We start from the raw sequence: 21,212 nt of genomic DNA, 5'->3' as shown, positions 1-21,212 counted from the left end.
AGCCCACCCTCTACCTGACACCCCCCGACCGTGCCGGAAGGAGACCGCGATGCCCTCCCACGACGAGCCCCGGCTCACCGATCCGGTGTCGCTGCACGCCCGCCCACCGTTCCCGGAACAGGACCAGGACCACCCCGGCGCCACGAAGGCGATGGATCCCCGCCCCGACCACGGCGAGGACACCTACCGCGGCCACGGCCTGCTGCACGGCCGCAGGGCGCTGGTCACCGGAGGGGATTCGGGGATCGGCCGGGCCGTCTGCCTGGCCTTCGCACGGGAGGGAGCCGACGTCGTCTTCACCCACCTGCCCGAGGAGGCCGAGGAGGCCGAGGAGACCGCCCGCCTGATCCGCCGGGCCGAGCGCACGGCAGTGGCCGTCGCCTGCGACATCCGGCACGAGGGCGAGTGCACCGACCTCGTCGAGAAGACGGTGGGCGAGCTGGGCGGCATCGACCTGCTCGTCAACAACGCCGCCTACCAGATGGCCCAGCCGGACGGGATCGAGGCGATCACCACCGAGCAGTTCGACCGGGTGATGAAGACCAACCTGTACGGGATGTTCTGGCTCACCAAGGCGGCCCTGGCCCACATGCCGCGCGGCGCCTGTGTGATCAACACGGCGTCCGTGCAGGGCTACCAGCCCAGCCCGCACCTGCTCGACTACGCCATGACCAAGTCCGCGATCGTCTCCTTCACCCACAACCTGGCCCAGATGCTCGCCGAACGCGGGATCAGGGTCAACGCCGTCGCCCCCGGCCCGGTCTGGACACCCCTGATCCCCGCGACGATGCCCGACCCGACCGAGTTCGGCCGGCAGTCGCCCCTGGGCCGGCCCGCGCAGCCGGCGGAGATGGCGCCCGCGTACGTCTTCCTCGCCTCCGACCAGGCCACCTACATCACCGGCGAGATCCTCAACGCCACCGGCGGAACGCCCCTGCCGTGACCCCGGACGAAGCCCTGCGCCGGATCGCCTTCCTCCTCGAATGGCGAGGGGCGTCCCCGTACCGGGTACGGGCCTTCCACACCGCGGCCGACGCCGTCCGCGCCCTGCCGCCGGGCCCGGTGGACGCCGCCCGGGCCGCGCAACTGCGCGGAGTGGGCCCGGTCACCGCCGAGGTGATCTCCCAGGCGTCCACCGGGGCCGTGCCGCGCTACCTCGCCCGCCTGCAGGCCGAAGCCGGCCCTGAAGCCCGGGCCGGCTGGGACCTCGCGGTGGCGAGCACCGGGGACTGCCACCTGCACTCCGACTGGTCCGACGGCGGCAGCCCGATCGAGGTCATGGCCGACGCGGCCCGCGCCCTGGGCCACCACTGGGCCGTACTGACCGACCACTCGCCGCGGCTGACGATCGCACACGGACTGAGCCCGGACCGGCTCAGGAGCCAACTGCGGGCCGTGGCCGACGTGAACTCCAGGACCGGCCCGGATTTCCGGCTGCTGACCGGTATCGAGTGCGACATCCTCGACGACGGCTCACTCGACCAGGACGAGGACCTGCTCGGCGCACTCGACGTCGTCGTGGCCTCCGTGCACTCCAAGCTGCGCTCGGAACCCGGACCGATGACCGCCCGCCTGCTGACCGCGGTGCGCAACCCGCACGTCGACGTCCTCGGGCACTGCACCGGCCGGATCATCACCGGCCGGGGCCGCCCGGAGTCCCGCTTCGACGCCGAGGCCGTGTTCACCGCGTGCGCCCGGGCCGGCACGGCCGTGGAGATCAACTGCCGCCCCGAACGCCGCGACCCCCCGGACGACCTGCTCGCGCAGGCTGCCGCCGCGGGCTGCCTGTTCGCCGTGGACACCGATGCCCACGCCCCCGACCAACTGCACTGGCAGAGCTCGGGGTACGCGCGCGCGGCCCGGATCGGCCTAGGAGCGGACCGGCTGATCACCACGTGGTCCCTCGAGCAACTGCTGGCCACCGGAACCGGACCGCAGTGAGCCCCCCGACGGCGTCCGGCCCCGGGGTGGGCTCGTACAGCGGGAAGGATCGTCACCCCTTCCTCCCAGGAGGCCGGCCTTCAGGCCGGGGCGGAGCGGGTCCGGCCCGGCCGTGGTGGCGGCGGTGCCTGTTCAGCCCGGTCTCCACGCTCCACCCCGGCCCGGGGGAGGGGCATCACACGACCGGGCAGGCCCGCTACGACTTTCGGGGGACCCGCAACGAGCGGAAGGACCCGTCGTGCCTGGACGGTCCAGGGCCGGAGGCGGTGGGGGTGGCGGGTGGCGGTGTCGATGACTGCGCCTCCCGCAGCGCAGGCACGAACACCGGCTCCTGCAGGCGATTCGAACAGATCTCGCACGCGCAACCGAGGCCCGGACCCGACGCCCGCCGGCGGCCGGCGGACCGTCCGGTCAGGTGCCGGCCGCTCGTCGAACGCGCGGGTAACAGGGCGGAATCCGCCCGCATTTGATAGATGTGGGTCGGTTGTCGTATCTGCGGTGCCTGGAAGGGGTGTTGTGATGGGGTTCCTACCCACGACGCTGCGCCACTGCCGGGCCTGCGGCGCGGACGAGGACAGCGGTGAGGCGCGCACGGTGGTGATCGTCGACGGCGGCCTGTCGGTGACGTGGCACCTGCTCGCCTGTCCGCACTACCGGGCCGATCGGATCCTCGCCGGTCGCGAAGCCTGAGCCGGCCGCCCCCTCTCGGCCGGGAGACCCGCAACGGCGGCGGTCACACCCCCCTCCGCTCCCGCCACCGGGCCAGATCGTGACGGGTGGCGAGGGTGTCGGGGTGGTCCTCGCCGAGCACGCGCACCATGTCCGGCAGCAGCCCGGCGTACGCGGCCGCGGCACCGGCCGCATCTCCCGCCTCCCCCCGCCAGCGGGCCAGGCTGCGGCGGGTGGCGAGGGTGTCGGGGTGGTCGTGGCCCAGCACCCGCTCCCGGTCCGCGAGCAGCTCGGCGTACGCGGCCGCGGCACCGGCCGGATCCCCTGCCTTCCCCCGCCACCAGGCCAGGTTGTGGCGGGTGACCAGAGTCCGGGGGTGGTCTTCGCCGAGCAGGCGTACCCCGCCGGCCAGCAGTTCGGCGTACGCGGCAGCCGCACCGGCCGCGTCCCCTGCCTTGCCCCGCCACCAGGCCAGGTTGTGGCGGGTGGCGAGGGTGTCGGGGTGGTCGTGGCCCAGCACCCGCTCCCGGTCCGCCAGCAGCTCGGCGTAGGCGGCCGCGGCACCGGCCGGATCCCCTGCCTTCCCCCGCCACCAGGCCAGGTCGTGGCGGGTGGTCAGCGCGTCGGGGTGGTCCTCGCCGAGCACCCGCGCCTGGTCCGCGAGCAGTTCGGCGTAGGCGGCCGCGGCACCGGCCGGATCCCCTGCCTTCCCCCGCCACCAGGCCAGGCCCTGGCGGGTGGCCAGGGTGTCGGGATGGTCCTCACCGAGCACGCGCGCCCGGTCCGCCAGCAGCCCGGCGTACGCGGACGCCGCACCGGCCGCGTCCCCCACCTCTCCGAGCCAGCGGGCCAGACCCTGGCGAGTGGCGAGGGTGTCCGGGTGGTCTTGGCCGAGCACGCGCACGACGTCCGGCAGCAGCCCGGCGTACGCGGCGGCCGCGCCCGCCGCATCCCCCACCTCCCCGCGCGAGCGTGCCAGGCCGTTGCGGGCGGCGAGGGTGCGGGGGTGGTCCTGGCCCAGCACGCGCACCTGGTCCGCCAGCAGCTCGGCGTACGCGGTCGCGGCTCCGGCCGCATCCCCCGCCTCCCCCTGCCACCAGGCCAGGCTGTGGCGGGCGGCCAGGGTGTCGGGGTGGTCGGGGCCGAGCCGGCGGGTGCTGGTGTCCACCATGCGTCGGAAGTGGGTGAGGGCAGCGCTGATCTGGCCGCTGTCACCGAGGCTCGTGCCCAGTCGGTACAGCACGGCATGGGTGTCGGGCCGGTACAGGGCGTCTTCTGCGTGTCGGGCGAGCGCGCCGGTGTTGGCCCGCAGGGCCTGGGCGAGGGCGGTGTCGCGTTCGACGGCGGGCCAGGCGGCTGTGAGGGCGTCGGCGGCGGCGCGGGTGTACCGGTCCTGCCGGGCCGGGGTGAGGGTGTCGCGGGTGGCGCGCTGGATGAGCTGGTGGATGCGGACGGCCTGGTGGGGGCTGTCGGGCCGGTGGTCGATGAGGCTGAGGCGCTCCAGGGCGCGCAGGGCCCGTACGGCGTCGCGGCGTGAGACGGGGGCAGGTACCGCGACGGAGTCGGGGCTCGTCGGGGTGCGGTGTGCGGCGAGGTGTGCCCGGGCCGCCTCGCCGGTCAGGACGTCGTGGGGGATGCCGTTGGGGTCGAGGAGGGCGGCCAGGTGGAGCATGGGGCGGGCCAGGCCGGCGGGGCGCAGGAGGTCGGCGCGGTCGACGGACAGGGACCAGGCGGCGGCCAGGGCGACGGCCTGCTCGTCGGGCAGTGCGTCGGGGGCGAGGTCGGCGAGGTGGGTGCTGCGGTCGGCCAGCAGGCCGCGGTAGGCGGCCGCGGTCTCGCCGGAGTCGACGAGGTACGCGGCGGCTTGGGCCAGGGCAAGGGGCAGGTGTCCGAGGTCGCGGGCGAGGGCGGTGAGCTGGTCTGCGGGCTCGGTGCGGCCATGGGCGTGAAGGGACGCGGTGAGGTAGGCGAGGGACTCGTCCGGGGTGAACAGACCGACCTCGATCCGTCGGCGGCCCTCGCCGAAGAGCGCGGCGTCGCGGCGGCGGGTGGTGAGCAGGGTCCGGCCGTCCGGGCTGGCCGGTGGCCACAGGCTGTAGCGGTGGGCGGGGTCGTCGGAGTGCACGATGAGGTCGTCCGGGTCGGCGAGGTCGTCCAGGACGACCAGCCACCGGCACGGCCGCTGCCCGGGCTTGGGGGCCAGCCAGGCCAGGAACTGCCGCGCGGCCCGGTCGGGGTCGTCGGGGTCGGCCCGGCACAGTTCGACGCCGGCCTGCGCGTATCCGCTCACGACGGACGCCTGGGCACTCGCCGTGACCCAGAGCAGGACGTCCAGGCCGCCGTCGGCCCAGGCGGCGCGGGCGTAGTCGGCGGCGAGTTGGGTCTTGCCGACCCCGCCCGTCCCGGTCAGCACCTGGCAGGGCACCGCGGTGCCCCCACCTGCCACCGCCGACCGGAGCCGGTCCGCCTCGCCGCGGTGCTGGAAGGACCGCGCCGGCAACGGGACCACACCGACCTGGTGCGGCCAGCAGGCAGGCTCCCGCAACAGAGGCTGCTGCACGGTCAGCGTATGGACGTAGCCGCTGACAGCGGTTCCTCCGTGGGCGGCCGTCGCGTCCCCGGTGCCGGACACCCGTACGACCCCGGGGACGCCCCCGCCTTCCGGGGCCGGTCCGCGATAGCCGGTCACGGCCGCCCCGTCGTCATGGGACCCGGCCTCGCCGGTGTCCGCCACGGTCACGGACGGCCCCGGCCGCTCGCCCCACGCCGCACGCGCTGATCGCTTCGCCATGGATACGGGCCTGCTCACGAATCCGAGTAGTCGATGCCGGAAACGGAGTTCCGGCCACTGGCGTCGCCCGTCCGATCGGCCGTGGCCGAGCCGCGTCCCCGGCCACCGGGCCGACGGATGCCGGAAGCACCACCACGCTCCGCCCTCCCGGTCCGGCTGGCCCGGTCTGCGGGCCCGGTGGGCGAAGGGCGCTGGAACACCGCCCAGACCAGGGCGGCGACACCCACCGCGGCCTGGACGGTGGCCCCGGCCAGCTGGCCCGCATCGGGATCGTCCAGCAGCCAGATCAGCGGCGTGGACAGGACACCGACCGCCGCCAGCACCATGACCGTGATCTTCCACCCCTGCGACACGACAGGCCCCCCTCACCCTGGCACACGCACGACCGCCGGCTGGCGGTCCACCCCTTCGCATTGCCCCGCGCGGCCTTCCCCCGAACCAGCCGCCCGCAGTCCAACGGGCCGAGCCCCCTTGAGGGGGCGGGACCGTGGTGCGGGCCGGCTGCTGGGGAGTGCCGACCCCGGCGTCACCGCTTTCGGGTCAAGCGGGCCAGGAGGGCTTGGCCGCGGTTGGTCTGCCAGCGGGACCGCGCCTGCTGCAGGACGGTGTCCCATTGCTGGCGGACTTCGTGGTCCGGTGGGCGTTCGCCGCGGCCGATCCTGGCGAGCTCGTCCTGGACCTCCCGTCCGAGGGCTGCCGAGCCGACGGTGGCGAGCATGGCTCCGAACAGGCCGGTGAGCATCGCGAAGACCGCCCCGACGGCGCCGTAGCGGTGGGTGTAGGAGTTGAAGAGGCGGGGCAGGTAGGCGGTCATGACCAACGAGTAGCCGGTCAGCAGGACCGCCCCGATGCATCCGAAGGGCACGAGGTCGCGTGTGAGGATCCGGCCCGCGGACAGGAGCCTGCCGCCCCAGACGAGGAAGGCCGCTGTCAACGGTGCCACCGCCGCGGACGCGGCCAGCGACAGCGGTCTGCGGTCCAGGGCCGCGTGGACCCCGCCGCTCAGCGCGGTGTACACGGCCAGCAGAGCGATCCACTTCATCTCGTTGACCGTGTTGCGGACGCTCAGGGGCCGCAGCTCCCAGCCCTGCTCGAAGAGCCGCTGGGCGGCCCGCGCGAAGCTCAGCACGGAGACCAGGAGGAACACGGCACCGAAGATGCCCACGGGCGTCGCCTCGTCCGACGCGGACAGGATCCCGCGAACGGCTTCGGCGCCCTCTCCCGAGAGGCCGTAGCGATCGATGACGCCCTGGGCGACGTCCCTGTCGCTCACCCGTGCCGCAAGGGCACCGCAGAGGATGGCGAGCGGCACCAGGGCCGTCAGCGCGGCGGACGCCAGGGCCATCGAGCGGTCGAAGCCGACGAGCCGCTGGAACCGGCTGATCACACGCAGCGCGAAGGCCGGGCGGAGCCAGAAGGTCACGGCCCTCATGATGTTCTCGCGGTTCATCGGTGTCGCTCGGCCCCCGACTCAGTCGGTGAGGGCCGGCCATCCGGAGTGAAGCCCATGCCCCGATCCTGGGGCCGTCACCCCGTATCCGGCCGACCGACACGCATCCGATCAGGTCCGGTGAGCCCGGCACGACAGCCGAACCGCCCCGTCCCGCCCCCGCACTCCCTGGCCGGGTGCCCTCGTTGCCGAACACCCTCCTCCACGGCGCTATCTCGGGCTGATCGTGACCTGGTACGTGGTCCCGGCCCTCCCGCGGGCGTCCACGGACACCGTCTGGCCGTGTCCGTCCCACCTGGCGTGACCGCCTCGGACCGTGACGCGGTAGCCGTTCGGGTAGGCGTCCGCGGGCACGGTGATCTGGGTGGGTCCTCCGGCGTCGGCGCGGGTGCGGAAGGTGAGCGCGTAGGTGCGCGTGGCAGGGTCGTACGCGTAGCTCAGCGGGTCACCCGCGACGGCCCGCGCGTAGGGCTGCGCGAGCAGCCGCGCGTTGGGCTTCGCCGCGCCCGTCCGGTCGAGGAAGCAGTAGCCGCCGCCCCGGCACCACTGCCACCACGTCCAGCCGCTGGAGAAGCGGTCCAGGGAGGCGGTCATGTCGGTGACGAACCGGCTCGCGTGCGCAACGTACGGGTTGCCGCCCCACTCCCCGACGACCACCGGCATGCGGTTGCGGCTCGGATAGTCGCTGATCGCGGCCTCGTAGGCGGGGATGAAGGGGCTGTCGGGGTCGTAGTCGCCGCCGGTCTCCATCGCGGTCTCGTAGAAGTGCGGCGCGTACCCGGCGTGCGGGTCGTCGATGCGCCCCAGCCGGGTCGGGACGCCGAGACCGACGATGACGGTCGGTTCGACGAACACCCACGACCTGCGGTCGACCAGGCGGATCGCACGGGCGAGCCGGTTCCACATCTCCGTGAGCTCGCCGGCCTCGAAGCGGGCCGCAGCGGCAGGGAGGTCCTCGCCCTCGAGGAACCTCGCGAACGGTTCGTTCATCAGGTCGTAGCCGAGCAGCGCCGGGTGCCCACCCAGTGCGGAGGCGACCGTCACCCACATGCGGGCGTGCGCGGCACGCAGGTCGGCGTCCTTGTACAGGTGGTCGAAGGCGGCCTGTACGGACGGCTCGAAGTACTCGGAGAACCAGTCGTCGGGTATCGGCCAGAACGGCAGCCCCTCGTCCCGGGTGGCCCAGTCGGGAACCCCGCGCGCGCCGAAGTGCGGCCCGTACACGTCCTGGTGGGCGTCCAGGATGACCTTGACGTGGTAGCGCTCGGCCCAGTCGAGGATGCGGCGCATCTTGGCGAGGTAGCTGCGGTCGTAGTTCCCGCGGGTGGGCTCGAGGTCGTCCCAGAAGAACGCCAGGCGTGCCAGGTTGAAGCCCCGGGCGGCCATGTCCCGGAGGTCGCTCTCGTGGATGTCGGCGAAAGCGTCGGCGCCTCGGCTGCCCTTGTCGGCGAGGTTGAAGCCGCGCCACTGCAGTGCACGGCCGCGGCTGTCGGTGATGAACGTACGGTCACCGACCGTGACACGGTCGGGGGTACGGTCGGGGGTACGGCCGGGACGGGCCTGGGCCTGCGCCGGCAGGACACCGACCAGGAGGGCTGCCACGGCGAGGGCGACGGGGGCGAGGCGGGAGGTCCGGCGCATGCAGGAGGCCCTTTCAGGGGTGGCTTCTCGGGCGGGGCTACTGGCCGGTCGGATGTTACTGATGAGTGACGCAACTTCCCACCGTTTCGCGGGAGTTGATCCGACGCCCCGCTCCGGGCCCGAAGTTGCCGGAGGACCTCGCCCACCGTGTTCGCGGTCATCCTGGAAGGCCCTCGTGAGCCAGGCGCACCACCTCTGAGAACCACCCCGTCACCGCCGACATCGCCACGGCCGTCGTGGCGTGGCGGGCGGCGGTGCAGAGCGCGAGCATCCCACCCTTGCCGGCCCGCCGCGTTCGGCCCGCCGCGTTCGCCGGCTCGGACTCCGCCGGGACTGCGATCGTCTCCGCGCGGTGCGGGATCACCCACACGGACGGGCGGTCGGTGACCCGAAAGCCGACGAACCACGATTCCGCCAGGACCGACGCACCATCAGAAGACGTTGTGCTTGCGGAACCCGATCGGGCGCCCGTCCGGATCGACGAGGAAGCGGTACAGCGGCATGACGGCGGTGCGTACGGGCGTCGACATGTCCGGAGGGCGGTAGGTGCGCAGGCGGCCGGCCGGCCGGGGGCCGCGGTGTCCGCCCTCGTGCCAGGCGTCCAGCGCACGGGCGCACGCCGCGAACGCATCGAAGGCCTTCACCGGGTCGCACAGCTCGTCCGGCCCGTACGGCGCGTCCGCGGCGCCGGCGTCCACGTGCTCGCAGGAGAGTTCGAGCCGCAGGTCCCGCGCGAACCGGCGGGCGCCGTCCCCGAGTCCGCCCGGATCGGCAGGCGGCCGCCCGTCGGCGCTCTCGTCGAGCACCAGGCAGCTGAGCTCGGAATCGTGCGTCCACGAGCGCAGGTTGACGTTGTCCGAGCCCACCGCGGCCCACACGTCGTCGATCACGCATACCTTGGCGTGCACGTAGACGGGTGTCCCGGCGTGGTTCTCCAACCCGTACACCGCCACCCGCTCGCCCCCGGCGCGGCGCAGCCGCTCGAGCGCCGTGATGCGACCGACCAGGTTCATCGGCAGCGTGAGCCGCCCGTCCTGCTCGGGAAAGGCCGGGATGACGACGACCATGCGCAGCTCCGGACGGTCGCGCAGCGCCCGGGCGAAGGACTCCACGACGTTCGGGGACCAGAGGTACTGGTCCTCCACGTAGACGAGCGCCCGCGCCCGGCGGAGTGCCTTGAGGTAGCCGCGCGCGATGCTGCGCTCCCCGTCGGGGGCGAACGGGTATCCGCGCAGCAGCCGGTTGGGGTAGGTGCGCAGCACCTGCACCGTGTGGCTGCCGCAGGCAGGGGGGTCGGGCAACTGCGGGGGGATGGCGTCCGCGGCGGTGTCCTCGTGGCTCACCAGTTCGCGGAGGCGCACCAGAGGGCTGCGGCTGAGGGGCGACGGGTCCTCCCAGCGCTCGCGGAAGCCCGCCTCGACGTCGCCGACGGCGGGACCGCGGAGGGCCAGCTGCACGTCGTGCCAGGGCGGCCTGCGCCCGTAGGCCGATGCGAAGGGCAGGGCCTGGGGGTCACCGACGTGTGACGCGTCGTCGTTGCGGCCGTGGCACAGGTCGATGCCGCCGACGTACGCCACGTCCAGCTCGGGACGGCCGGGGTGGCGCAGCACGACGAGCTTCTGGTGGTGGGAGCCGCCGGGGCGCACCCGCATGTCGAGGAGGCACTCGGCCCCGGCCTCCTCGAGTTCCTCGCCGAGGTGGCGGTTCTCGCTCTCGCTGAACTGGAACCTGTCCAGGTGGGACCGCCACACGAGCCCCTTGACGACGACCCCCCGGCCGGCCGCCTCGGCGAGGACCGTTCCGATCTCCGTGCCCGGGCCGTCGAGCCGCTCGTCGGGGTCGCCGCGCCAGTCCGTGAACATCAGGAGGTCTCCCGCGCGCTGCGCCCGGACCGACCGGAGCAGCTCGGCGAAGTACGTCGCCCCGTGCACGAGGGGCCGCACGTCATTGCCACTGGTCCACGCGGCGCCGTCGGGGTGACGCCGATCCAGCCGGGTCGAGCCGTTGCCTCGCTCCCGGGCGGTGAGCATCCACTGGCCGTACTCCACGGTGCAGCCTCCCAACGGGCGGATACCCCCGCGGCGCCGCCCCGACACGGGCCGCGCCCGCCACCGCGTGCTCGCGACACCGCCACGTCCTGCCCGCTCGTCACCCGGACGACCCGGACGGCACCCTGTGCGGGAGGTGGCGCGTCAAGGATGGGGTTGGGTGCGCGTGGGTGGGGCAGCTGCGACGTAGGTGCCGTAGGGGCCGGCGTTGCTCTCCCCCCGATCGCAGGCCCCACGGCACCGCCAGCCGCCTACCGCCGGCCGTACGCGCCAGCTCCCGCACGGCCTTGCCCCAGAAGAAGCGGAGACCTGATGTTCGAGGTGAGTGACATCCGGGAGTGGCGGGGCCACGACGTCATCGACGCCGACGGGCACAAGATCGGCACGATGGAGTCGGTGTACGTCGACACGGTCACCGACCAGCCGGCCTTCGCCACCGTCACCGTCGGCCTACCGACCCGCCACCGCCTGGTGTTCGTACCCCTGGACGGAGCGACCGTCGGGCCCGGGTACCTGAAGGTCACCTACTCCCGGAAGGCGGTCAAGGGCTCCCCCTCGATGGGCACCGACGACGTCCTGGCGGCCGAGGACGAGCCGGCGCTCTTCGCCCACTACAAGCTGACCCACCAACCAGGTTCGGGCGGCGAGCGGCGCCTGGCCCGCCGCTGACCATCCCGACGGGAGGACCCGATGGCACTGTTCCTGCTCCTGCTCCTCGTTGCCGTCGTACTCGGCTTCATAGGAGTGCTCGCCGAAGGCCTGTTCTACCTGCTCCTCATCGGCGTGGCCGTGCTGATCGTCGACATCGTCATCGTCACCCTCCGGCTCCGCCGGGGCGGCAGACACCTGGCCCGGTAGCGCCGAGCTCGGCAACCGCAGTGAGCGGCAACCGCAGTCGAACGACAACCGCATCCGAACCGGCGTGCGTGCGCGGCCGTCCCCCGGGTAGCCGCGCACAGACCGCGCGGCGCCGGCTGCGCCAGAATGCGAGGTGAGCGGGATGACCAGTCCCGAATTCTACGAACGCGACCGCCCCGAACATCCGAGGCTGCCCGAGGACCGCCCGCGTGGCGCGGGGCCGGAGGACCGTTCCCACCGCGGCACCCGGGCCCTTCTCGTCATCATCCTTGCGGCGTGTCTGATCGTGCTGCTGGTGTTCCTGCTCTTTTCCGTCGTGTGAGGGGGCGGCCGGGGGCCGCAGTGCCCTCGCGAGGCGGTGGGCGCAACGCGCGTCCCACTCTCGAGCGCCCGCCCAGCTCTCCGAACGGCACGCCCGGCAGCAGTTCCTGCGACACCGGCAGTGCGCACCACGGGCCGGCTCCGGCAGGCCCACGAAGCGAAGGAGAACGATCATGCCCCGTGGTTCCTCCCCCAAGAGGGAGCGCCAGTACGAGCACATCAAGGAGTCCGCGAAGGACCGCGGTGAGTCGGAGAAGCGGGCGAAGGAGATCGCCGCCCGCACCGTGAACAAGGAACGCGCCCGCTCGGGCGAGTCGAAGACGGCGAGCCGGTCCTCCACGCAGGACACGTCGTCGTCCAGGCGTGGTGGTCAGCGCTCCCACAGCGGCTCCGAGGGCCCGACGAAGGAGCAGCTGTACAACGAGGCGAAGAAGAGGAACATCGAAGGCCGCTCGAAGATGGACAAGAGCGAACTCAAGCGCGCCCTCGGCCGCTGACCGAGCGTCCCCTGCCCGGCCTTCCCGCGGCCTTCGACGAGGCCTGGCCGGCCCGTCAGATGCGGGCGAAGGCGCTGGTAGCGAGGTCGTCGAGGAGGTGGGCGGGGTCGCGGTAGACGGCCCGGGCTCCGGCCTCCTCGAGGTCGGCGCGGGGGATCCCGCCGCACAGGAGTCCCAGGCAGGCGACCCCGGCCCGGGTTGCGGCCTTCATGTCCCACGCGCTGTCGCCGACGAAGACGGAGCGCTCCGCGGCGGCTCCGGCCAGATCGAGGGCGTGGTGGATCGGATCCGGAGCCGGTTTGCCTTCGTCGACGTCGTCGGCGCTGGCGGTGGCGGTGACGGCGTCGTCCGCGCCGATGGCCGTGGTGAGGGCTTCGAGTTCCTTGCTGCTGGCGGAGGTGACGAGCACGACGCGCCAGCCGTCCCGGTCCAGGGCCCGCAGCAACCGGTCGGCACCGGGCAGGCGTGGCAGGCGCTGGAAGTAGGTGGCGTAGAGGGTGTCGTGCGCGTCGCTGAGAGCGTCGTCCCCGCTGGTGTCGCGGTCGTCGCCCAGGAGGTGGGCGATCAGGTCACCGCCGGGCAGGCCGATGGCCCGGTGGATGGCGTGCATCGGCACCTCGTGGCCGGCTTGGCGCATCGCTTCCCACCAGCAGGTGACATGGAGGTGATTGGTGTCGACCAGCGTGCCGTCGACATCGAACAACGCTGCCCGCTCCACCGTGAGTCCTCCCGAGAGCCCTCGTCGCACGCTCGTGCCCGTTACGGACCCAGCCTGCCCCGCGTGCGTCCCGCGCGCCCGCCCGCGACCGCCGACCGGGGCACGGCCCCGACCGCCGACCGGGGCACGGCCTCGACCGCCGACCGGGGCACGGCCCCGACCCGGGACGCAGGGAAGGTGCACCCCTGCTGACGGGTCTGTCCCGCCGCAGCCGGGCCGGGCAGCCGGGGGCGGGCGGTCCGGGCCGGCGGAGCCGCCGGGCTCGAACGGCGGAGGCCTACCGGGCGCCCTCGGGGTGGTGGATCTCGCGCTCGTGCAGGTCGTAGTGCAGCTCGCTCCCGACCGGCGGGGCAGCGGTCAAGGGGCCGGCGAGATAGGCCAGCAGGCCGGAGATCTCCAGTCCTGCCTCCGCGGGGTGGCGGAAGCGGGCGCCGGGGGCGATCTCGTAGCGGTTGCGTCGGCCGTCGCGGGTCCGGGTGAGGTAACCGTCCGTCTGGAGGTCGGTGACGATCGCCTGCACGGTGCGCTCGGTGAGGTTGCAGACCGACGCGATGTCGCGCAGCCGGATGCCCGGGTCCCGCGCGATCGTGACCAGGACCCGGGCGTGGTTCGTCAGGAAGGTCCAGCTGCTGCGCTGGGAACCGGCGTGCTCTGTCTCCACCCCACCATTCTTCAGCCATGACTCGCGAATGGCAAATCCAGAAATAGGTTTCCGGTATCACTTGACGGGTGTTCGTCGACCGGGCAAGGTTCTGGGAAGCGGAGCCGAACTTCCGCATGACCCGATACGCGCCGCAAGCCCCGTGCCCAAGGAGCGAAGACGATGACTTCCACGGCCCCGTCCGTGCCCGAGGCCCCGATCCAGGCCGCGCCCGAAGCCGACCCCCGTCCGGTCGGCACCTCCCCGGCCGCCGCCGACGCGCCGATGCTGAGCGGACTGCCGCACGTGCCCTGCCCACGTGAGCTGGCACCCGCTGACGCCCGGCAGCTGACGCGCCTGTTCTTCGAACGGCTCCGCACCCTCGAGGAGGGCACCCGCGCGTACCAGTACGTGCGCAACACGCTGATCGAGATGAACGTCTCGCTCGTGAACTTCGCCGCCCGCCCGTTCCGGGACCGCCCCGGCGGCCCGGAGAACGAGGACATCGTCCAGGTCGGCATCATCGGCCTCATCAAGGCCATCGACCGCTACGACCCGGACCGGAACACCCAGTTCACCACCCTCGCCCTGCCCTACATCACCGGCGAGATCAAACGACACTTCCGTGACACCACCTGGGCCGTCCGCGTACCCCGCCGCCTCCAGGAGCTGCGCTCCGAGCTCGCGAAGGCGACCGACGCCCTGGGGTCCGTCCTCGGCCACGCCCCCAGCCAGGCGGAACTCGCCCGCTACCTGGACCTCACCGAGGACGAGGTCCGCGAGGGCCTGGTGGCCGCCAACGGCTACTCCACCCAGTCCCTCGACGCCCCCCAGGACTCGGCGGACGACAACCGGCGAGCCGCCGCCTCGAGCCGCTCCGCGCGCAGCCTGGCCGAGACCGTGGGCGAGCCCGACGCGGCCCTGGAAGCCGTGGAGGACTGGCACACGCTCGCCCCCCTGCTCGCCGGCCTCGACGAGCGCTCCGCCCGGATTCTGCGGCTGCGCTTCGCGCAGGAGATGACCCAGGCCGAGATCGGCGCCGAGGTGGGCCTCTCCCAGATGCACGTCTCCCGCATCCTCACCCGCACCCTGCACGAACTGCGCGAGCAACTGCTCCGCGACGACTGACAGCCCGCCGGCCGGCCCTCGAGGACACGACGACCCGCTCGTGGCCCCGCCGGATCGCCCGGGGCCCGGGGAACGCCGCACCGGCTTTCCCCGGGCCCCGGCCCGTTGCCGCCCCGGACGCCCACCCGCGCCCGCACCGCCTCGCCGTGCCCATGCCCCCGCGGTCGCACTCCGAGGCCGGGGCGGGGGCGCCCGACCTAGCCCTCGACGCCGGTGGCGTGGTGCGGGGCGCCGACGGGTTTGGACTCGGGGGAGCCACGCTGGCGGAGGTAGACCGAGAGGATGGCCATGGCGGCCACCGCGAGGAGTTCGGACTGCCAGTTCTGCAGCGTCCGGCTCCAGAAGTCCGCGGAGGCCAGGTAGGCGGCCCAGCTGACCGGTTCGGACAGGTCCCGGAGCTGTTCGGCGTTGTAGGCCGCGGTGCCGGCCACGGACTGCGCCAGCCAGGACAGCACGAACAGCAGCGCCATCACGATGCCGAGCGAGCGCGAGTACAGGGTCTGCCGCCAGCCGCCGACCCCGGCCCACGGCGGGGAGTCCGCCCGCGCGTGCTCACCCATCCGCTGGTCCCGCTCGCTCTCCGGGCCGGCCTTGTCCAGTTCCTTGGACTCGGGGGAGCCGCGCTGGAGCAGGTAGACGGTGCCGAAGATGTAGAGGAAGAACTGCAGGAACTCCGACTGCCAGTTCTCGGTGACGTCGACCGCGAAGTCCGACGACGTGAGGTACTCGCCGAAGGTGACCTGCTGCAACCCTGCCGTGGCGAGCTGCTCGTTGAACTCCGCGCGCCCGGCGACGGCCTGGCAGGCCAGGACGATCAGGAACGCGCCGCCGAAGGCCAGGGTGAGGCTGTTGTCCCGCCAGAATCCCCGCCCGGCGCGGCCCGACGTGCTCGTGGTCATCGTTGGAGCAGTCCGATCGTGGTGAAGTAGGCCAGCCCGACGAGGATGACGGCCAGGACGGTGACGAACAGTCCGCGCATGCTTCAGCCTCCCTTGACCTGGCAGTCGTAGGGCTGGTCGGAGCGGGGGGTGCAGCCGGCGGCGGTGACCTTCCAGCCCTTGTCGAACTGGGACAGGAACAGGGTGTCCCCGACCAGCCGGACCATCGCCTGCCGCCCGTACACCTGCGCCTGCGCCTGCCCGCGCCCGGAGGGCAACTCCTCCTTCGCCAGGGCGCCGGCGCAGTCCTCCTCGCCGGCCACCTCTTCGCGGGTCTGCGGTGCCAGCAGTGTGCAGGCCTGCGCGTACTGGGCGGCGGCCAGGGAGGCCTCGAAGGCCCGTGCCGCGGTGACGGCGTCGTCCTCGCGCGGCCCCGGCGCTCCGCACCCGCTCGCAGCCGTGGCGACCAGTGCCGCGGCCAGCACGCGACCTGCCCCGCGCGCCCGCCGCCATCCCCGTGGGCGACCCGGCTCGACGGTCATTCGGAGGCCGCGCTGGGGACCTTCAGCGGGTCGCGCGGCGCCTGCCCCTTCGCGTCTTCGAGCTGTTCGCCGAGTTCCAGGAGGCGGTTGCGGCCCATGGCCTTGCGGACGTCGGGGAACCAGTCCTTCTCCTCCTCCTCGACGTGGTGGCGCACCTGCTCCATCAGCACGCTCATCTTGGCCTTGAACCGCTCGTCGGACGCGTCCATGGTCTTGAGCTCGGAGAGCATCCACACCACTGCGTGGTGCTCCTCGATGCTCTCGAGGACGTGGTCCTTGGTGTCCGGGGCGGCCTCACGGGCGGCGGGGTAGAAGTACTGCTCCTCGATCCAGGCATGGACCGTGAGCTCCTCGATCACCTCGTCCGCGATCCGGCGCCGCTCGGTGGTGTCCTCGTCGTCGGTCTTCTCGAACGCCTTGAAGAGCTTCTCGACCGTCTTGTGGTCTTCGCGCAGCAGCACGATCGCATCCACAGCTTCTCCTCCAGCCTCGCCGCACGGGACGACCACGGCCGGGTCGACGGTGGTCCCGGTTGACGGCCTTCCCCCTGCAGCGTGTCCGATCCCGCGTCGCAGGACGGAGTCACCCGTCTCGGGTACGGCTGGGCCGGCAAGGCGTCGCCGGCCGAGGACGCCAGGCCCTCACCGGCGCGGGGCAGGGCCGGCCCCGCAGAAGCGCGAAAGGACGCACCCGGGCGGGCGGGCAGCCGGCGGCAGGGGAGTAGGGGCGGGCCTCGCTGACTCGCGGCGACCGCCGGGCTTCCCAGCGGCCCGCCGCGATGGGACCATGTGCCCACCGGCGGCACCCACCATCGTGGAGGAGCGTGCGCGTCCGGAGTCACCGTCCTGGAGTCCCCATGAACCTTCGGCTCCGGCTCACCCGTCGCCTCCGCTTCCTCACCGCCGCCACGGCGGTCACCGGGCTGCTGCTGGTCGGCTGCGACGGTTCCCCAGGGCACCCGACTCCGACGGGCCCGCCGTCCGGCACCCTCAGTGCACCGTCCGGGTCGAACCCGGCCACCCCCACCCCCACCCTGACCCCTGCCTCCACCACCTCGGCACCCGCAGGCGCCGAGCCCGCCCTCGGGCCGGGCCTGCAGCCGCTCTGGCCGTTCACCACCCCCGCGCAGGCCCTGGACTGGCAGCGCTCCCACCGGCAGGGCGGCCACCAACCCTGGCACCTGGACGCGGACCAGACCGCTCTGGCCTTCGTACGGGGCTACCTGGGCTTCGGGGAGATCGACCGGATCTCCTCACGCTCGGTCACCGGCCGCCACGCCCGGATCGGCGTCGGCCCGGGCCACCCCGAGGAGGCGCGACGGGGCACCGCGGCGGTCATCCACCTCGTGCGGTACGGCACCGGCCCGGATGCCCCCTGGGAAGTGGTGGGCACCGACGACACGACGTTCTCCCTGACCCGGCCCGTGTACGGCTCCCCGGCCTCGACCCCGCTCAAGGCGGGCGGACGGATCACCGGCGTCGACGAGAGCATCACGGTGCAGGTGCGCCAGCCGTCGTCGGCACGGCCCCTCGGCGCCACATGCTGCACCTCGGCCGGCGGCTCGCACACGCCCTGGAGCACGACCGTCTCGTACACCCGGCCGACCGATCCGGTCCTTACCGTCGTCGCCTCCACGGGCGGCCACCTGGCCGAGGTCGAACGCTTCACCGTCACGGCCGTACGCACCCGCTGACGCCGTCCACGACCGGCACCACCCCACGAGCGCCCGGCCGCTCGTTCGGCCGGGAGGCCTCGCCGCATCAGGACCGGCCGGCCAGGGACGCGGTACCGGCCGCGCTGCGCACGGCGATCAACAACACCGAGCGGTACGGTCCGGTCGGCGCCCTGCCCGAAGCACAACTTTGCGATCTGCCGCGGTGGTTGCAGCCTCCCCGGGCAGAATGGTCGCCATGGCGGACACAGCAGCGTTGTACGCGCTGATCGGGGCAGCGGGTGGGGCCGTCGTCGGTGCAGCGGGCGCGGTAGTCGGGCCACTCCTGCTGCATCGACGGCAGGCGGCGGAGCGGCGGGAGACGCTGGTCCGGCAAGAGGAGAAGGAGCGCGCGCAGCAGCGTCGCGAAGACGAACTCCTCCATCGTCAACAGCAGTTCGAGTTGCGGGTGGCCGAACTGAACCGGCAGGCAGCCGAGGAGCGGGAGCAAGCCGCGGAGAGACTGGCGCGACAGACGGCCACGACGGAACGACTGAACCGCATGCGCTCGACCACCCGGGCATGGCACCTGCTCCTCCTCGACACCTATGCCGAACTGAGAGACGGCCGGCCCGTCGACCCCGTGACCTATTCCGAGTCGTGGCACGCGGCCAGGGCCGAAGTCAACGAGGCCTTCGACGAAGCGCTCCATGACGGCCTCTGGTTTGCACACGCAGGCTCTGTCCGCACTCTGATGCGCCGCGGCTCGATGCTGCGCGCGCTCGAAGCGAACGGCCACGGGATCGACGCGACCACGCTCGGGCACGCCCTGTCGTCGGCGACCCACACCATGACGAAGTGCGTGGAGGCCGGGATCCCGCTCCCTGAGGACCTGGCCGAACGGGCACGGACCGAGCTGCGGTACCTGAATGCCGCCCGGGAGGCGCTGGGCGCGCACATCGTCGGTCGACTGGCAGCGCTCGGCGTCGACGTACTCGGCCGCACCGCAGCCGACACCGGGGTCGACTGAGTACCCGCTTCCCCCCTCTCCGTGTCAGAACATGGTGTTGTCGTTCTTCGAGGTGGGCGGGATGACCTGGAGGACGTCCCAGTGCTCGACGATCCTGCCCGCGGAGTCGAAGCGGAAGACGTCCATCCCGGCGTACTCCTCCTCCGGCCAGGTCTGGTGGCAGTGCAGGACGACGTGGTCCCCCTCGGCAATGACGCGCTTGAATTCGACCTTCTTGCCGGGGAACTCGGCGGCCATGCGTTCGAAATAGTCGATGAAGGCCTGTTTGCCGTCGGCGACGTGGGGGTTGTGCTGGATGTACGTGTCCCCCGCGTACCGATCGATGGCCTCGGCCGGCCGGCACTCGTTGAACATCAGGTCGTAGAACGCCACGGCGGTGGCCTTGTTCTGCTCCGGGGTACTCATGGTGACCACGGTAGGTCCTGCCGACCGCGGGCACGGCAACGACTCGTTGCGGGCGCGCCCGGTCCGGCTCGGCCCCTTGCCCGGTGCGCGTTCACGGGGCGGATGCCGGCCCTCGGCTCTGACGGGCTCGCGGGAGGCAGCCGGACGGGGGGTACCTGCAGCTTTCCGGGGATGACGCCGATATTCTCGGCAGGGTAGGCGCCGCTCTGCGCGCGCTCTGAGCCAGAGCGCCTGCGCCGTCGGCGGCTGTCCTCCGCGGCACGGCGCGCTCGCGGATCCTTCACGAGCCGGCAGGAACGCCGGCCGCTACCAGCACGACGACAGGACCCACCTTGACCCTGATGCCCGGATCACGCGTGCCGGGACGGACCTGGACGGTCCGCCTCGCCGGCCACTCCGATCACACCGTGTCCGTCACCTGCAGCAACGCCACGTGCCGGATGCCGCCCCGTTCGAAGGACGCCGCGAGCCTGCGACGCTTCGCCGCCGAGCACATCAAGGCCCACGGGCGCCTCGCCGGAGCCCGCCCCAACGCCGCCTGCAGCTGCGGCAGCGCGCAGTGCGCCCTCCACGAATCCCGCGTCCAATGCGCCGGCACCAGCCTGCTGGTCCTCGTCCACAACCCGGCCGTCGGTCAGGTCTGGACCCTGGCCGAGGTCTGCCAGGCCTGCGCCCGGCACGTCCCACACCTCGCGGTCCTGGCCACCGCCAGGCCCGTCCTCCCCACGCCGGCGACCCCTCCCGCGGAGCGCCTGGCGCAGCGGGCCGCGGTGCCCGGCGGATTCTCCTCACCGGAGGCCGCTCCCGAACCCTCACCGGGGCGCCGTCGTCCACACCGGCCCCGCCGGTCTCGGGGCTGAAGCTGGCGCGGTGCACCGCAGGCGGTCTGTCCCGCCGAGTGCTCAGAACGCTGCGACCACCTGCGCGCTCAGCCACGAACGCCGCGGCTTCGGCGCGGCGGGCATGCAGGACGAACGCGCGGGTCGGCGTCGTGCGCCGTACACGTGGCCGGAAGCTCCCACCGCGGTCGTCTTCGCGCACCGCAGGAGAAGCAGGTCGAAGCTGGGCGATGGTTGTCCCTGGATGCCCACCTGGACGTGCGGCGTGGGGAGTTCGTGCCAGAGCTGCGCGCGGCCGTCGACGGGCGGGGTCGGCGGCCGTGACCCACCGACGGCAGCCGGACCGGGGCGCCCGGCCCCCGAGCGGTCCGTCGGGCTGCCCAGGAGGGCGTCCTCGTTCGAGCGGGTCACCGTGTCATCCCACCCAGTCGAAGACCTTCTCGACGTCAGCGTGTCAGGATGCCGGGGGAGGGGGGACACGACCGCCTGCAGACGGACGGAACGGAGCCGGCAATGATCAGCGGTGCGCATGTCATCCTCTACAGCCAGGACGCCGAGGCGGACCGTTCCTTCATCCGTGAGGTCCTCGACTTTCCCGGGGTCGACGCGGGCGGCGGCTGGCTCGTCTTCAAGCTGCCGCCGGCCGAAGTGGCGGTGCACCCGACCGAGGGCCCGCCCCGGCACGAGTTCTACCTGATGTGCGACGACCTTGACTCCCAGCTGGTCGAGTTCCGTGCCAAGGGCGTTGAGATCACCCGCCCGGTCAACGAACAACGCTGGGGCAGACTGACTGCGATCCGTCTCCCCAGCGGCGCCGAACTTCCGCTGTACGAACCCCTGCACCCGGTCGCCCACGAGCTGTGAGCCCGGCGGACTCCACTCAGCTCGTCGCAGAGTGGGATGCCGGGTCGCGCGAGGGGGGACCTCGACGCCGGCCGTGGGGCTGACTCCGTACGGGCCGCCTCCGTACGGGGGCCTCCGCACGGGCCGCCTCCGCACGGGCTGACTCCCGCGGGCGGCGGACGTAGGCCGCGGACCCGTCGACGGTCAAGCCCCGAGATGCAGGGGCATGCCGCGCTCTCCGCGGTGGGGCGTACTGGAACCAGGCGCCGCAGGGCGCCCGAGAGCGAGCCCATGAGCCCGAGACGGACGGGCCGCACGTGAG

Annotated in this window: 23 protein-coding genes; 12 read left to right on the top strand and 11 right to left on the bottom strand. The window is 73.0% G+C overall.

From position 1 onward, the window contains the following. Positions 1 to 49 precede the first annotated feature (49 nt). The 3 genes from IF43_RS0109125 (at position 50) to IF43_RS41545 (ending at position 2,631) form a co-directional block, all read left to right on the top strand. Positions 50 to 943 carry an SDR family oxidoreductase gene (locus tag IF43_RS0109125; RefSeq protein WP_030196544.1) on the top strand — a complete coding sequence of 298 codons (894 nt, stop codon included), beginning with the start codon at positions 50 to 52 and terminating at the stop codon, positions 941 to 943. Beyond that, positions 940 to 1,941: a PHP domain-containing protein gene (locus tag IF43_RS0109120; RefSeq protein WP_030196543.1), complete on the top strand. Its 1,002-nt coding sequence runs from the start codon at positions 940 to 942 to the stop codon at positions 1,939 to 1,941. The genes IF43_RS0109125 and IF43_RS0109120 overlap by 4 nt, the downstream gene beginning before the upstream one ends. A 519-nt stretch (positions 1,942 to 2,460) precedes the next feature. Continuing rightward, on the top strand, positions 2,461 to 2,631 hold the full coding sequence (locus IF43_RS41545) for a hypothetical protein (protein WP_158939252.1): 171 nt from the start codon (positions 2,461 to 2,463) through the stop codon (positions 2,629 to 2,631). A 43-nt stretch (positions 2,632 to 2,674) separates the two neighbouring features. Here IF43_RS41545 and IF43_RS36265 read toward each other — a convergent pair whose 3' ends face one another. The 5 genes from IF43_RS36265 to IF43_RS0109085 form a co-directional block, all read right to left on the bottom strand. Continuing rightward, a complete protein-coding gene (locus tag IF43_RS36265; RefSeq protein ID WP_107048438.1) occupies positions 2,675 to 5,401 on the bottom strand; it encodes a tetratricopeptide repeat protein in 2,727 nt (908 codons plus the stop codon). Positions 5,402 to 5,415: 14 nt separating this feature from the next. Further along, the gene (locus tag IF43_RS0109105) at positions 5,416 to 5,727 is read right to left on the bottom strand and encodes a hypothetical protein (RefSeq protein WP_199922697.1); all 312 of its coding nucleotides are present in this window, start codon (positions 5,725 to 5,727) and stop codon (positions 5,416 to 5,418) included. Positions 5,728 to 5,927: 200 nt separating this feature from the next. Continuing rightward, positions 5,928 to 6,824: a YhjD/YihY/BrkB family envelope integrity protein gene (locus tag IF43_RS0109100; protein ID WP_234332039.1), complete on the bottom strand. Its 897-nt coding sequence runs from the start codon at positions 6,822 to 6,824 to the stop codon at positions 5,928 to 5,930. 237 nt (positions 6,825 to 7,061) lie between these two features. Next, positions 7,062 to 8,492, bottom strand: a complete 1,431-nt coding sequence (locus IF43_RS0109095; protein ID WP_030196532.1) for a cellulase family glycosylhydrolase — start codon at positions 8,490 to 8,492, stop codon at positions 7,062 to 7,064. 431 nt (positions 8,493 to 8,923) lie between these two features. Next, positions 8,924 to 10,540 carry a phospholipase D family protein gene (locus IF43_RS0109085; RefSeq protein WP_107048437.1) on the bottom strand — a complete coding sequence of 539 codons (1,617 nt, stop codon included), beginning with the start codon at positions 10,538 to 10,540 and terminating at the stop codon, positions 8,924 to 8,926. A 312-nt stretch (positions 10,541 to 10,852) separates the two neighbouring features. Here IF43_RS0109085 and IF43_RS0109080 point away from each other — a divergent pair, with 312 nt between their 5' ends. The 4 genes from IF43_RS0109080 (at position 10,853) to IF43_RS0109065 (ending at position 12,216) form a co-directional block, all read left to right on the top strand. After that, positions 10,853 to 11,209, top strand: a complete 357-nt coding sequence (locus IF43_RS0109080; RefSeq protein WP_030196524.1) for a PRC-barrel domain-containing protein — start codon at positions 10,853 to 10,855, stop codon at positions 11,207 to 11,209. A 21-nt stretch (positions 11,210 to 11,230) separates the two neighbouring features. Further along, positions 11,231 to 11,398, top strand: a complete 168-nt coding sequence (locus IF43_RS42060) for a hypothetical protein (protein ID WP_199922696.1) — start codon at positions 11,231 to 11,233, stop codon at positions 11,396 to 11,398. A 142-nt stretch (positions 11,399 to 11,540) separates the two neighbouring features. Continuing rightward, a complete protein-coding gene (locus IF43_RS0109070; RefSeq protein WP_030196523.1) occupies positions 11,541 to 11,720 on the top strand; it encodes a hypothetical protein in 180 nt (59 codons plus the stop codon). A 172-nt stretch (positions 11,721 to 11,892) separates the two neighbouring features. Further along, positions 11,893 to 12,216 (top strand): hypothetical protein, encoded by a 324-nt coding sequence (locus tag IF43_RS0109065; RefSeq protein ID WP_030196520.1) that lies wholly within the window; start codon positions 11,893 to 11,895, stop codon positions 12,214 to 12,216. 55 nt (positions 12,217 to 12,271) lie between these two features. On the opposite strand, the gene IF43_RS0109060 is transcribed toward IF43_RS0109065, so the two are convergent. Together IF43_RS0109060 and IF43_RS0109050 are read right to left on the bottom strand one after the other, a co-directional pair. Next, complete coding sequence (locus IF43_RS0109060; RefSeq protein WP_030196518.1) at positions 12,272 to 12,934, bottom strand: HAD family hydrolase; 663 nt, start codon at positions 12,932 to 12,934, stop codon at positions 12,272 to 12,274. Positions 12,935 to 13,211: 277 nt separating this feature from the next. Beyond that, entirely contained in the window at positions 13,212 to 13,595 is a 384-nt protein-coding gene (locus IF43_RS0109050) for a helix-turn-helix domain-containing protein (protein ID WP_078910012.1), read from the bottom strand. A 264-nt stretch (positions 13,596 to 13,859) separates the two neighbouring features. On the opposite strand from IF43_RS0109050, the gene IF43_RS0109045 reads away from it, so the two are divergent. Further along, a complete protein-coding gene (locus IF43_RS0109045; protein ID WP_107048441.1) occupies positions 13,860 to 14,702 on the top strand; it encodes a SigB/SigF/SigG family RNA polymerase sigma factor in 843 nt (280 codons plus the stop codon). Between the two features lie 197 nt (positions 14,703 to 14,899). Here the strand turns inward: IF43_RS0109045 and IF43_RS0109040 are convergent, their stop codons facing one another. The 3 genes from IF43_RS0109040 to IF43_RS0109025 form a co-directional block, all read right to left on the bottom strand. After that, on the bottom strand, positions 14,900 to 15,601 hold the full coding sequence (locus IF43_RS0109040) for a DUF6766 family protein (RefSeq protein WP_030196512.1): 702 nt from the start codon (positions 15,599 to 15,601) through the stop codon (positions 14,900 to 14,902). A gap of 83 nt (positions 15,602 to 15,684) precedes the next feature. After that, positions 15,685 to 16,065, bottom strand: a complete 381-nt coding sequence (locus tag IF43_RS0109030; RefSeq protein WP_030196510.1) for a hypothetical protein — start codon at positions 16,063 to 16,065, stop codon at positions 15,685 to 15,687. 53 nt (positions 16,066 to 16,118) lie between these two features. Beyond that, entirely contained in the window at positions 16,119 to 16,595 is a 477-nt protein-coding gene (locus IF43_RS0109025; RefSeq protein ID WP_030196507.1) for a hemerythrin domain-containing protein, read from the bottom strand. Positions 16,596 to 16,978: 383 nt separating this feature from the next. Here IF43_RS0109025 and IF43_RS0109020 point away from each other — a divergent pair, with 383 nt between their 5' ends. Both IF43_RS0109020 and IF43_RS0109015 read left to right on the top strand, forming a co-directional pair. Continuing rightward, positions 16,979 to 17,815, top strand: coding sequence for a hypothetical protein (locus IF43_RS0109020; RefSeq protein WP_051794972.1), 837 nt, complete (start codon positions 16,979 to 16,981; stop codon positions 17,813 to 17,815). Positions 17,816 to 18,032: 217 nt separating this feature from the next. After that, positions 18,033 to 18,803: a hypothetical protein gene (locus tag IF43_RS0109015; protein WP_158939250.1), complete on the top strand. Its 771-nt coding sequence runs from the start codon at positions 18,033 to 18,035 to the stop codon at positions 18,801 to 18,803. Between the two features lie 24 nt (positions 18,804 to 18,827). On the opposite strand, the gene IF43_RS0109010 is transcribed toward IF43_RS0109015, so the two are convergent. Continuing rightward, the gene (locus IF43_RS0109010) at positions 18,828 to 19,208 is read right to left on the bottom strand and encodes a nuclear transport factor 2 family protein (protein WP_030196499.1); all 381 of its coding nucleotides are present in this window, start codon (positions 19,206 to 19,208) and stop codon (positions 18,828 to 18,830) included. Positions 19,209 to 19,549: 341 nt separating this feature from the next. On the opposite strand from IF43_RS0109010, the gene IF43_RS0109005 reads away from it, so the two are divergent. Continuing rightward, on the top strand, positions 19,550 to 20,068 hold the full coding sequence (locus IF43_RS0109005; protein ID WP_030196497.1) for a hypothetical protein: 519 nt from the start codon (positions 19,550 to 19,552) through the stop codon (positions 20,066 to 20,068). Between the two features lie 492 nt (positions 20,069 to 20,560). Then, a complete protein-coding gene (locus tag IF43_RS0109000) occupies positions 20,561 to 20,911 on the top strand; it encodes a VOC family protein (RefSeq protein WP_030196494.1) in 351 nt (116 codons plus the stop codon). Positions 20,912 to 21,212 lie beyond the last annotated feature (301 nt).

This window comes from Streptomyces sp. NRRL S-87, assembly GCF_000719335.1.
In the GTDB taxonomy this organism is placed as follows: Bacteria; Actinomycetota; Actinomycetes; order Streptomycetales; family Streptomycetaceae; genus Streptomyces.
Note: the sequence above shows the minus strand (reverse complement) of the source record. Positions and strands in the feature narration are given on the sequence as shown.

Bases quoted from the DNA above. Each gene is read 5' to 3' on its own strand.
- IF43_RS0109105 (WP_199922697.1), bottom strand. From the start codon at position 5,727: ATGGTGCTGGCGGCGGTCGGTGTCCTGTCCACGCCGCTGATCTGGCTG.
- IF43_RS0109040 (WP_030196512.1), bottom strand. From the start codon at position 15,601: ATGACCACGAGCACGTCGGGCCGCGCCGGGCGGGGATTCTGGCGGGAC.
- IF43_RS0109010 (WP_030196499.1), bottom strand. From the start codon at position 19,208: ATGAGTACCCCGGAGCAGAACAAGGCCACCGCCGTGGCGTTCTACGAC.
- IF43_RS0109000 (WP_030196494.1), top strand. From the start codon at position 20,561: ATGATCAGCGGTGCGCATGTCATCCTCTACAGCCAGGACGCCGAGGCG.
- IF43_RS0109015 (WP_158939250.1), top strand. From the start codon at position 18,033: ATGGCGGACACAGCAGCGTTGTACGCGCTGATCGGGGCAGCGGGTGGG.
- IF43_RS36265 (WP_107048438.1), bottom strand. From the start codon at position 5,401: ATGGCGAAGCGATCAGCGCGTGCGGCGTGGGGCGAGCGGCCGGGGCCG.
- IF43_RS0109005 (WP_030196497.1), top strand. From the start codon at position 19,550: ATGCCCGGATCACGCGTGCCGGGACGGACCTGGACGGTCCGCCTCGCC.
- IF43_RS0109065 (WP_030196520.1), top strand. From the start codon at position 11,893: ATGCCCCGTGGTTCCTCCCCCAAGAGGGAGCGCCAGTACGAGCACATC.
- IF43_RS0109125 (WP_030196544.1), top strand. From the start codon at position 50: ATGCCCTCCCACGACGAGCCCCGGCTCACCGATCCGGTGTCGCTGCAC.
- IF43_RS0109070 (WP_030196523.1), top strand. From the start codon at position 11,541: ATGACCAGTCCCGAATTCTACGAACGCGACCGCCCCGAACATCCGAGG.
- IF43_RS0109080 (WP_030196524.1), top strand. From the start codon at position 10,853: ATGTTCGAGGTGAGTGACATCCGGGAGTGGCGGGGCCACGACGTCATC.
- IF43_RS42060 (WP_199922696.1), top strand. From the start codon at position 11,231: ATGGCACTGTTCCTGCTCCTGCTCCTCGTTGCCGTCGTACTCGGCTTC.
- IF43_RS0109020 (WP_051794972.1), top strand. From the start codon at position 16,979: ATGAACCTTCGGCTCCGGCTCACCCGTCGCCTCCGCTTCCTCACCGCC.
- IF43_RS0109095 (WP_030196532.1), bottom strand. From the start codon at position 8,492: ATGCGCCGGACCTCCCGCCTCGCCCCCGTCGCCCTCGCCGTGGCAGCC.
- IF43_RS41545 (WP_158939252.1), top strand. From the start codon at position 2,461: ATGGGGTTCCTACCCACGACGCTGCGCCACTGCCGGGCCTGCGGCGCG.
- IF43_RS0109045 (WP_107048441.1), top strand. From the start codon at position 13,860: ATGCTGAGCGGACTGCCGCACGTGCCCTGCCCACGTGAGCTGGCACCC.